Below are 12,074 nucleotides of genomic sequence, written 5' to 3'. Positions count from 1 at the left end.
ATACGTATTTTTTTTAACCAATGCGTTCGACTGTTTTTATTCGGTCGCCTGGGTCTGATTTCTCCCGCATATTTGTATCGAAATAATTTTTTAACAAATAAAAATCGATACAATGAAAACTTCATTAAAATTTTTGGCAGCGTTATTATTCGTAAGCAGCTTTTCTTTCGGACAGGATATCACAAAAAAAATTGATTCAATAATCAGTGACAGTCATCAAAAAAATCCGAACGTAGGAATTAGTGTTGGCTTTATTAAAAATAATGAAGAGTTTTATACTTCATACGGTCAGCTGAATGCAGAAAATTCCACGAAAATTGATAAAAATTCGCTATTTGAAATTGCCTCGATCACCAAAATTTTAACTTCAAACCTGATTGCTCAGGCTGTGCTGGATCATAAAATAAAAATTGATGATTATATAGATCTTTATCTTCCCAAAGAATATATTCTCCATGAGAATCTTAAAAACAAAATTAAAATTTCGGATCTGGCCTCTCATCAGTCAGGTTTACCGGATATAGATTTTGGAAAATTAATAGAACTCAACCCACAACAGCCTGTAAGCAGTGTCACAGAAAAAACGCTGGCTTCTATCATCAACAATTGCAGTGAGCTGAAAGATTATGGTAAATACCGTTATTCTACCATTGGATATACTTTACTGGGACAGATCCTGGAGAAGGTATACCATAAGAGCTACGATGAAATTATCAGATCGAAAATAATAGGGCCGTTAAAGATGACCAACACATTGACAAAAGATTTCAATGTAAAAAACAGAACAACCGGTCACAATCCTGACGGAGGTATTCAGGAATTCTTCAATTGGAATATCACGGCATCTGCAGGAATGGTAAAGTCGGGTGCTTCTGATATGGTTCTGTTTCTAAAGTCGGTTTTAAATCAAGAAACACGCATCGCAAAAGCAGCCGTCATTACGGAAAAAATCTTCTACAAAGATGAGAAAAGAGAAATGGGATTGGGAACCAATATCGTAACAGATGAAGAAAATACACTGTATTCAAAATCCGGGGATTCTATGGGACAATCTTCAATCATATGTTACAACAGAGCTAAAAATTGGGGAATCATCATACTTCTGGACCAAAGAAACTCAAAATTGAGACAAAACCTTTTGAATCAAATTTATGATACAGTATTAAAGTAAATGCAGCTTGCCAATAGCTGATCTTATCCCAAATAAAAAGAGCACTTATCAAAATTGCAGCATAAAGCTGCCCAATAAATTTTACCTAAAATAAGAGACCATGAAAAATATAATGTATTTACTACTTCTGATAGCCGCCATGTCAAGCTGCCAGACCACCCATAAAACTTTAACTCAAAAAAGTGACTATAGTTTTCTTACAGACAGCTTACAAATTGAGCCGCAATTAAAAAAATATAATCTTCCCGGATTCAGCCTGGTGGTTTTTGAAAATTACAAGGTGGTGTATTCACACCAATGGGGTGTAAAATCTATGGATTCTAAAGAAAAGATAGACGGAAACACTGCTTTCTCAACGGCTTCTATTTCTAAACCTATAACAGCACTTCTCTGTTACATCCTTGAAGAAAAAGGATTGATTAATTTAAATGATCCGATAGACAAGTATTTAAAACGGTGGCATTTACCTAAAAGTAAATTTACTGAAAACAACAGTCCCACATGGAAACCATTTTTAAATCATACTTCCGGCACAAGTCAGGGTGGATTTGAAGACCACTATGAAGGAGAAACCATTCCAACACTAAAACAAAGTCTTTTAGGACAGATTCCGAGATATGACAGGGAAATCGAATTCCTTTTCACTCCGGGAACAAGTTTTGAATACAGCGGCGGAGGGTATGTTATCGTTCAGATGGCATTGGAAGATACCTTCAACAAACCGATTGCTGAACTTGCCAAAGAATATATTTTCTCACCGCTTGGCTTGAAAAACACAACGATGACCCAGCCTGATGAAAAGGGATTCCCATCCAATGTCGCCTTGGTACATGATAAAGATGGAAAAGTAATAAAAACAGGTCTGCCTATCACCCCACAGGTTGGACCATCAGGAATGTGGTCTACACCAGCTGATTTAGCTCAACTGTCCATGGAAATACAAAATGCCCTTCGCAATAAAAACAACAAAGTAATTTCCCATGCTGTAGCAAAAAAAGTAACAGAAGTAACCGCTTTGAAAAACGCTGTTGGCGGATGGAGCTACGGATGGCAGAAATCATTTGGATACAACAATTATGACTGGTTTTCTTGCAACGGTTCCAATACAGGAGTAGGAGGCAGTACCTTTGCGACGATGACAGATGGAAACGGCTTTGTATTTCTTGCCAATGGTGAAAAACCGAACCGGATTCCTGTGATGACACAAACCCAAAAAAAGATTCTGACCTTAATGAACTGGGAAGGAAAAACTTCGAATGAAGAGATTCAGGAAATGCCTTTAAGTCTAAAAAAGCAGCTCATTGGTACTTATGATGATTTCCTGTATAGTCAGGGAGTAGCAACCAAAATAGTAGAAAAGAACAACTGCCTCTATGTAGAATCTCCGTTGCTGGACCATTTTAAAGGAAAAAATGATAATGAGCTGGTGTATCTGAAAAATGGATTATTTAAAATTACAGATTATCCCAATCTCCTGAAATTTGATTTCAACAATGGAACACTTAGCTCTGTGACGCTGAAAAGAGGTGGTATAAGCACAGATATTAAAAACGTTAAGCGTCCGTAACAGATAAATTATCAGCTTATTATTGAACTGATGTATAACGGTCCCTGTCATTAATTGATCAGATATAACCCATAGATAATCGTGTAAAATATCCGGAATAAACATCCATATTTTAATCATAAACAGACTGAATTCAGTCTGTTTTTTGTTTCCACAGGAATCTGTTCTTCTGTATGCTGCCCGAACTGAAGTCTTCTTCCTCAAAAATCCCAAAAATTCTTGGAATAGAAAGATATTGTGTTAAAAAATTGAATTGTCAGTCTGTATTTTTGTACTCAATCTATTCGTTATCACCACCTGATTTTTTACGTTGCGAATACTAATTAACAGATAATCTGTAGGTTTGTTGAATAATAATTTGTATTTTCAACAGAGTTTTTGTTAGCGTGGACTAATAAATCATGTACTAATATGGAATGTAATTGATGTTATTATTGATTGGTTTGGGTAATAAACATTATCTATAAATTAAAATAAACATATGAGAATTCCCATCGATGAAAAAACAGGTATTTTTTTATTCCTGATGTTCAGCTATACATTATGGGCACAAACTCCTGCGCCGGGTGGTATTTCTAGCAACCTGCAGGTTTGGGTAAAAGCTGATGCAGGAACTGCCACAACAACCGACAATTCAAAAGTTCCTGTCTGGGAAAATCAAAAAACAGGCGGAGTCAATGGAATTGCGAATCAGGGGATGCCTGGTTATTACGCAGATCCGGGGATTGGAGCTATCCCGGCCTACCGGACTGCAACGTCCATCCCGAATTTTAATTTTAATCCAGCCATAGAAATTGTAAGTACCAACGGGTACAGATCCGGATACAAATTTCCATCGGGTTTTCCAGATAATACTACCAACGCATTAACTTCATATACCCATCTTTCGAGAACTGTTTCAGCGAGTTACAGAACTGTATTTGTGATGAATGGAACGACCAGAAGTTCCAACACCTCTTTGATCGCAGGAATATGGCAGTCACCATTTTTTGGCACCCAGGGCAACCGACCTGAGTTTTATAACGAAAAAGAATCCGGAGATGTCTTTTTTGGAACCAATACGATCACAACTGTCGGAACGGAAGTCCCGAGTATACAATCGTATTATAATCGGCTTCCCGGAACTAATATGAACTACCTTTTTGGAAACAACGGTCTGGAATACGGACAGCCTTCAAATGGAGTATCATCTACTTTTAATTATCCGGGGATGGTCCTTTTAATGGATAACGACGCTGGTTCCGGCAGTACCTCTCTGGCTGGCGACAGAATTGGAGAGTTTATCCTTTATTCCGGGACACAAACTGATAGCGAAAGGCAGAGAGTCAACTCTTATTTGGCCGTTAAATATGGAGTTACGCTTGTTCAGCCTCAGGACTATATCGCTTCTGATGAAACTGTTATAACCTGGAATTCCAGTCTGAATACAGCCTTCAATAATAATATCTTCGGGCTTGCAAAAGATGATGATTCAGCCTTAAAGCAATTGGTAACGAATAGCATTAATACGGAAAACAATAGTATGCTTATCATATCCACTGACAATGATTTTGTTTCAGCGAACAGTAAACCGGACAGATCAGATTTTCTGCAGGATAGAACATTTCTTTTGATAGGAGATAATAATGATCAGAGCCTTACCCTGGTAAATAGTGGAACAGCACCGGGACAGAGGATCCAAAGAATATGGCTTGCACAGAGGAAAAATGATACCGGCTCAACATGGCTGCAGGCAGATCTGTCGGCCTACACCAGCATACTTGCTACAGATAATATTTCTATGATTATAGCAGATGACAGTGCGCTTTCTCAGAATGTACAGGTTATTCCCGCGGCTGGCTTTACAGGAGGCAAGGCTGTTTTTAATTATTCTTTTCCGGATAATAAATACTTTACATTTGGGACCAATATTCAAACCTACTGTACTAAAGATCCTGCAGCAGGCACCCCTAATGAGATGACGAAATTTGGAATTACCGCCCAAAGCCGGCAGATGAACTGGCCGGCGAATATCCCGAATGGATTTATAGCCCTTGAATCTAAAAATAAAGGTTTTGTAATCACAAGAACCACTGCTGCAAATATTGCTGTTCCGGTAGAAGGAATGCTGATATATGACACGGTGGATAAATGTTTTAAACTCTATAACGGAACAGGATGGAACTGTATCACAAGATCCTGTAATGATTAATCACTAAACTCCCGAAATATTTAAATATGAAAAAAATAATACTTATAACAGGGTTGTTTTGTCTGCAGATAACCAACGCACAGGTAGCCATCGGTAAAGAAATAATAGATGGAGATGGAATTCTGGATTTTAAAGGAAATACAACCAATGGTATTTTGCTGCCTATTGTGGAAACACTTCCCGGCAATGCGGTAGATGGAACTATTCTGATGGATAAAAATGATGAGGTTTTAAAAATGAAAGTGGACGCGGCCTGGCTTCCATTGAGTGATCAGGGATCTCTCGCCGGTGTTGTTTTCAACCCAGGTGATGAAGCTCCCGGACCAAATAATGTGATTATAGGACCTTCAGCCACCAATACACCCGGGGTATTGGTATTGGAGTCTGCCAATAAAGCCTTGATTTTACCTAAAGTAGACACCCCTCATATCAATGTTAAAAATCCATTTCCGGGAATGATCTGTTATGACACCATCAGCAAATCACTGGCTGTATTTGACGGTTTGAAATGGAGCTACTGGAAATAGTGGGAAGGGCTGGGTGAACGTATACCAACAAGTCTTGTGATTCTTTTTGGTAAAAGCGGATGAGTTCAGCAGACCGATTGATTTTTTGGGTTACAGTTGATGATCATGTAATATAATCCTTTCAGAAATTGTCATATAAAAAGTACGGGTTTTTAAATCACCGTATTGATCCATAACTGAATAAAAATCATGACTAAATTAATTGTAATCTTGCTGACCACTTTCCTGATGCAGCAAATCCCGGCGCAGGAATTAAATAAGTTCTTTTCAACCCTTTCTAAAAACAAAATGTTTAATGGAAGTGCTGTAGTTTCACAACCGGGAGAAAATATTTTTTATCAAACCTATGGATTTTCCAATTTTGAAACGAAAGAAAAGATCAGCGACGCTTCTCAGTTTCCGATTGCTTCCGTAACAAAAACCTTTACTTCAACCGCTGTGCTCCAGCTTAAGCAAAAAGGAAAACTTAACATTGATGATCCCGTTCAGAAATACCTTTCAGATTTCCCTTATCCCGAGATCAGTATCAGGCAGCTTCTTAACAATACTTCCGGGTTGGCGCAGTACTATAATTTGTTTGACAGCATTATCAAAGAACAGCCAGATAAAGTAATCTCAAATCAGGATATTATCCCAACATTCATTCGGTTCAAAACACCTCTTTCTTTTGTACCGGGAAGCAAATGGGACTACAACAACGTCAATTTTTGCCTCGCTGCCCTGATCATCGAAAAGATATCAGGAATGAGCTATTCGGATTATCTGCAGAAAAATATTTTTGGTCCCGCTAAAATGAAACAGTCATTTGTTCCGCTTAACAGGAAGATTATAAAAAATAATCAGGTAGAATTATATACATACCCTAATCTGTATTCCACTGATCTTGTAAATGTAAAGACCTTAAAAGATCCGTTTCCGATTTTCGAAAAAAGTAATTTTTATGGAAACGGAGGGATAATAAGTACAGCCTTAGACCTGGAAAAGTATCAGAATGCCTTATTCAGTTATAAAATCCTGGGTAAAAAAGAATTGGAGGAAGCGTTAACCCCTACAACGCTCAACGATGGAAAGACGGCCACTTATACTATAGATGGAAAGGAGGTGAGCTACGGCTTAGGCTGGTTTATGTATACCGATGAACGTGAAGGAAAAATAGTTTTTCATGACGGATCTATCAATGGACTTACCAGTATTTTGGCGCATAATATGAATAAAAATCAGTCAGTAATTCTCTTATCCAACATAGGAAACAGTCCTGTTTTCTCCACCTTCAATGCGGTTTTGCAGTTAATTGATCATAAGCCTTATACCATGCCCCTTCAGAATCTTTCAAGAATTTATGGAAGCTTACTTGAAGCCGGCAACAAAGAAAAAGCAGATCAGGTGATTCAGGAGTATTTAAATAATCCGCGTAGTTATGAAGCCACGGAAAGAGACTTTAACAAATTAGGATATCAGTTTCTCAGACTTCAAAAAGTGGACAATTCTTTAGAGGTATTTAATTCAGCAACATTGATTTTTCCTAAGAGTGCCAATATATTTGACAGCTATGGAGAAGCATTGCTCCAATCCGGAAAAAAAGAAGATGCCCTCAAAATGTATCAGAAATCCCTTGAATTGAATCCCGAAAACACGAACGCCAAAGATATGATTAAGAAAATTGGGGGACCATTAAAAGTATAACCTTAAGAATGGGGTATAATCTTTTCAATCTTAATATTTAGTTATAAAAATGCAATCACCTGATAATATCGGGTGATTTTTTCTTTTGAAATGATAATATTGTTAGTAAATCTGTTAAATTTGGAATACCTGTATATCCTGGTCATGGTTGTGAAAGATGTATTCACACATTATAATTTTAATACGTACACGATTTCATGAAAAGAAGAGACTTTTTGAAACAATGTTCAGTTGCCGCGTCCGGCGTACTGGTTTCGAATATCCTGCCTCCTTATGCCTATGCAATGCTGCGGGATATTAATTTACCTGACTATAAGTCATTGTTTGAAATGTTCAGCGATCCAGAAAGTCAGTACCGCCCATGGGTCCGCTGGTGGTGGAATGGCGACAAAATAGAGAAAGCAGAACTGGCCCGGGAGCTCAGGGTTTTAAAAGATGCAGGAATAGGCGGAGTGGAGATTAATCCCATATCTTTTCCTTTACGTACCGGGGATATGGGCAAAACAAGTCTGGAATGGTTAAGTGATGAGTGGATAGAATTACTGAGATTCACTCTTGAAGAAGCCCGATCATTAGAGATGACCTGCGATCTGCTTGTTGGTACAGGATTTCCCATGGGTGGTGATTTTCTGGAAAAAGAAGAATGTTCACAAATTGTAGTTTTGGCTGTAAAAAAACTAAAAGGTCCTCTTAAAACAGAATTCTCACTTTTTGATCTCTACAAAGAGGCTGATCCTGCCATTACCAATCCATACACTGGAAGAACAATGGAAATGCTCGAGGTGAAGCTCGTCCCTGATCCGCTCAATACTATGAACGAGGTGGTCAACCTTTCAGACCAGATTCCAAATGGGCTCATCAGAGTTTCGGTACCTAAAGGAGATTACGCGGTGTACGGACTGGTAAAAATAGAACGCTTTATGAGTGTAATCCAGGGTGCACCAGGCGGTATGGGACCTGTCTTAAATCATTACAATACTGCTGCTGTGAAAAAATACCTCAACAGGATGAGTGATACTATTCAGCAGAGAATAGGCCCACTGGCAAAACATATCCGGGCTTTCTTTATCGACAGTCTGGAGACGGAAGGAGCAAACTGGAGCAGTGATATGATGAGCGAGTTTCAAAAGAGGAGAGGGTATGATCTGTATCCTTATCTGCCCTTTGTCCTGTTCAAAATAGGAAGTATGGGAAATACCACAGGAGTCAATATTCTTTATCCTGTTAAAATGAGTCCGGAGTTTAAAAAGATAACAGACCGTATGCGCTATGATTTTGAACTTACCAAAGCAGAGCTATTCAGGGAAAGATTTGTAAAAACCTTCGCGGATTGGTGCAGGGATAATAAAATAAAATCAAGGGCACAGGCTTATGGACGCGGTTATTTTCCGGTGGAGGGAAGCTTTGAAATAGATATTCCCGAATGTGAAACCTGGCTTAAATACGGAATCGGAGAAGACATAAGTGAAGAAAAGCTCATGCAGTATCCCTGGCATTTGGGAAGGGGAAATACCATGATCAACAAGCTTGTTTCTTCAGCAGCCCACTTAAAGGATAAAAAACTGATCAGTTCCGAGGAATTGACCAATACAGATATGGTATTTAACGAAGCACTGGAAATTTTTAAAATAGCAGGAGACCAAAGCACCATATCCGGAGTAACTCATCCTGTTTTTCATGGATTTAATTATTCACCTCCTGATGCGCCCTTCCCGGGGTGGATTACCTACGGAGGATACTTCAGTGAGAAAAACACGATGTGGCCTTATTTTAAATATTATACGGATTACCGGGCAAGGCTTTCTGCGATATTACAGCAGGCCACGATGTTTGCGGATATTGCTCTTTTAGCACCCTTTGCGGATCAATGGTCAGAATATGGAGCACAGAATGAGCCTTTTCCAACTCTTGTATCCCCTGCTTACCAGTCTCTGATCTGGGAATCAGTCCATCAGAACGGGAGTGCCTGTGATTATATCTCGGAGCAGGTTATCAAAGACTCAGAGGTAAAGAAAGGATATCTTATGTATGGAAAAAGAAAATACCACACTCTGTTTCTGATCGAAGTTCATAGCCTGGATACGGCTGCTGCAGAAAAACTGCACGGGTTTGTAAGTAATGGTGGAAAAGTATTTTGTATAGAAGCCATCCCCAGCCGGTCTACAGGCTGGAATCATCATGAAGAAAGAGATCAGGAAGTACAAAGCTGGATCAGCAAAATGCAGGCGTATGAAGACCGTTTTGTTTTTCTGAATAAACCTGCATCTGACTTTCTGAGCTGGTATAAGGCTGTTCAGAAAAAACATGCTGTTACTCCATACGTAAAGATCAGGGAACCCAAAACGTTTATAACCCAGGTAAGGTACCAAACCGGTGATGCAGAAATTTTCCTGTTTAATAACTCCAGCAGCAAGCATAGTGTACCTCTGGATATTACATTTGAAAAAAGTGTGATCAGAAACAGACCTGCCTGGCTGTGGGATGCGGTTACAGGGAAACGTTTCAGGCTGGATACTCCTGATGGACATTTAAATATGAATCTGGGGCCGGCAGATTCAAAGCTGATTGTTTTTGATAACCATAAAAAAGGTGCAGCCTGGAAAGAAAACCCTCTTACCGGAAATAACGCAAAAGAAATCAACGGAGACTGGGATGTGGAATTTATACATTATGATGGTACCGTTAAAAAAGAAAAACTGAACAAACTGATTGATCTTAAAGAGTTGACTGCATATACTCATTTTGCAGGAACAGTCATTTACCGGAATACTTTCGAGCTAAAAAATAAGCAGGCAGCAAACTATATAAACCTGGGAAATGTATACGGGATTTGCGAGGTGCGAATCAATGGGAAAGAAGCAGGAACACAGTGGTTTGGCCAGAGAATTTATCCCGTGGAGGGCTTAGTGAGAGAAGGAGTGAATGAAATTGAGATTAAAGTGGTTACAGTTATGGTCAATTATATGAAAACCCTTAAAGATAATACGATTGCCCAATACTGGACCAATCTGAAAAAGAAAGACCAGCCGCTTCAGTCTTTAGGATTGGCAGGGCCAGTGACTGTTTATTAAGGTTTAGATATTTTGAAGGATAAACAAAAGCTTCGGATTTCTCCGAAGCTTTATTGATATGATCTGTTTTTGTGTTACCTTTCTGATCTACCATCCCATATAATACTTGGAACTCAGCCATTTCGGACGGGTCATTCCGAAATGTTCCTGCAGCATTTTTTCTGCTTCACAGAAAGCTCCTTCCACCCAGCCCTGCTGATCGGAATAAGCTTCCCCAATAATGTGAATATGTTCATGAGCTACCGGTTTTCTCATATATTGCATCACATGCTTAACAGAGTATCCGGCTTTCCATGCGTGATATCCAGCCCCGAAAGGTTCATCGGTCCAGTCTTTAAAATAAGTGACATAAGGTTCAGGTATCGTTATGTCCGGACCGTGCAGTTCCCGAAGCTGATTCATCAGTTCATCCACCATCAGTTTGGTCGCCTGAACGCCATCCAGTTGGTGCAGTTCTTTTAATGAGGCTGATTTGGCAGCTCTAACTTCGAAAAGGACTTTGTCATCCGTCAGTGCTTTCCAGAAAGTTTCGGTTTCCATATCTCCATAACTTCCCAACAGCATTGAATTATTGGTTTCAGGATCTGTCCCGAAATAATAACACTGTCTCATAGGCAGGTCGGTAATAGAATGCCCGGAATCAATATGCAATTCCTTCTCCTTCCACCATGGATATTCAAAACCCATTAATATCTTAAAGGCAGGTTCCATAATGACAGAACGGATATTGGTATTCAGAACCGAGTTTTCATTAATATCAAAAAAGAAATTGTTCTGATCCAGGAGCTCCAGAGATTTTCTAGGCATGGCAAGAACCAACTTATTGGCAAAAACGTTCCATTTTGTATTGGTTCTAAGATTCAGAAAAGTCAGCTGATACGTATGAGTCTCTGCTAAAGGATGATCTTTGGTAAAAGTAAGCAGCTTATTTTCAGACCAGATGCAGGCACCTTCATGGTCCATATAAGAATTGGCTACCGCATAGGCGATACTGTCGTATCCTTCCTTAATGGTCTTGTAAGTCGTATCGGAAGAGAAATCTCCCACCATATAAGGAAAAGCTTCCGCTGAATTCCAGTTGATTGTATTGGAATAATATCCGCCCGCATTCGCAACAAACTCATAGCCTTCCTGTGAAATCTGATCCTTGATCAAATTCCAAAAACCTAAATCATTTACTTTACGCTTGTCATAAGGTGAATTCGGGAAATTATAAACCAATCTGGGTTTGATATGATCCCAGTCTTCACTGGTTAGTTTAAAAGAGTAATCATACATAGTATCTCCTTTGATGATTCTGTCCCCATATTTTTCAGCCACCCATGGATCTGCCATTAAAACATCATAGATAATCTTATTGAACAGCTGATCAGAGCTGAAACCATGATCATCATCATTCAGATAATAACGCGTTACCAGTTTCCTGCCTTCTTTCTGAGCCACATCCCAGGCATCCTGTTTGAAACGTTCTTTTCTCAGATACATCAGCAATTCCTCCGGTTTACCCATAGGGAAGTCAATGGGAGTCATTTTATCTTTCAGAACGGGAGTTCGTTTGGCGGGATCCTTTTCCGTAAGAGGGTAGCCCTCAATTAAGGTCGTTACGATTTGCTGAGAAGTCAGATAACGCATTCCTCCCAGCTCGCCCCAGAAATTCATTCCCGGCATAACAACAGATTCCAGTCTTCCGCCCAGTTTATTGTTCATGTCGAAGATCTGTACTTCGCTGGCTTTATATTTTTTGTCAGTTACCAACCGGTAAGCTGTGTACAATCCGGAAGTTCCGGCACCGATAATGGCTACTTCTGTTTTTAAATCAGGATGCTTTCCTGTATTTAATGGTGTTTTTTTATTCATGGTTTAA

The 12,074-nt window shown here is 39.2% G+C and carries 7 protein-coding genes; 6 read left to right on the top strand and 1 reads right to left on the bottom strand.

Translation table 11 applies throughout. The features are described from left to right. Positions 1-112: 112 nt before the first annotated feature. The 6 genes from IW16_RS22190 (at position 113) to IW16_RS22165 (ending at position 10,210) form a co-directional block, all read left to right on the top strand. On the top strand, positions 113-1,171 hold the full coding sequence (locus IW16_RS22190; RefSeq protein WP_034749880.1) for a serine hydrolase domain-containing protein: 1,059 nt from the start codon (positions 113-115) through the stop codon (positions 1,169-1,171). A gap of 100 nt (positions 1,172-1,271) precedes the next feature. Next, the gene (locus tag IW16_RS22185; protein WP_084694600.1) at positions 1,272-2,738 is read left to right on the top strand and encodes a serine hydrolase domain-containing protein; all 1,467 of its coding nucleotides are present in this window, start codon (positions 1,272-1,274) and stop codon (positions 2,736-2,738) included. A gap of 481 nt (positions 2,739-3,219) precedes the next feature. Further along, positions 3,220-4,929 carry a hypothetical protein gene (locus tag IW16_RS22180; protein ID WP_034749876.1) on the top strand — a complete coding sequence of 570 codons (1,710 nt, stop codon included), beginning with the start codon at positions 3,220-3,222 and terminating at the stop codon, positions 4,927-4,929. Positions 4,930-4,955: 26 nt separating this feature from the next. After that, positions 4,956-5,456 carry a hypothetical protein gene (locus tag IW16_RS22175; protein ID WP_034749873.1) on the top strand — a complete coding sequence of 167 codons (501 nt, stop codon included), beginning with the start codon at positions 4,956-4,958 and terminating at the stop codon, positions 5,454-5,456. 189 nt (positions 5,457-5,645) lie between these two features. Continuing rightward, on the top strand, positions 5,646-7,139 hold the full coding sequence (locus IW16_RS22170) for a serine hydrolase domain-containing protein (protein ID WP_034749870.1): 1,494 nt from the start codon (positions 5,646-5,648) through the stop codon (positions 7,137-7,139). A gap of 197 nt (positions 7,140-7,336) precedes the next feature. Then, complete coding sequence (locus IW16_RS22165; protein WP_034749867.1) at positions 7,337-10,210, top strand: glycosyl hydrolase; 2,874 nt, start codon at positions 7,337-7,339, stop codon at positions 10,208-10,210. A gap of 87 nt (positions 10,211-10,297) precedes the next feature. Here IW16_RS22165 and IW16_RS22160 read toward each other — a convergent pair whose 3' ends face one another. After that, a complete protein-coding gene (locus IW16_RS22160; protein WP_034749864.1) occupies positions 10,298-12,067 on the bottom strand; it encodes a flavin monoamine oxidase family protein in 1,770 nt (589 codons plus the stop codon). Between the last annotated feature and the right edge of the window lie 7 nt (positions 12,068-12,074).

The organism is Chryseobacterium vrystaatense (assembly GCF_000737765.1).
Classification (GTDB): domain Bacteria; phylum Bacteroidota; class Bacteroidia; order Flavobacteriales; family Weeksellaceae; genus Chryseobacterium; species Chryseobacterium vrystaatense.
The sequence above is the reverse complement of the archived record's forward strand: the minus strand, read 5'-3'. Positions and strand labels throughout refer to the sequence as shown.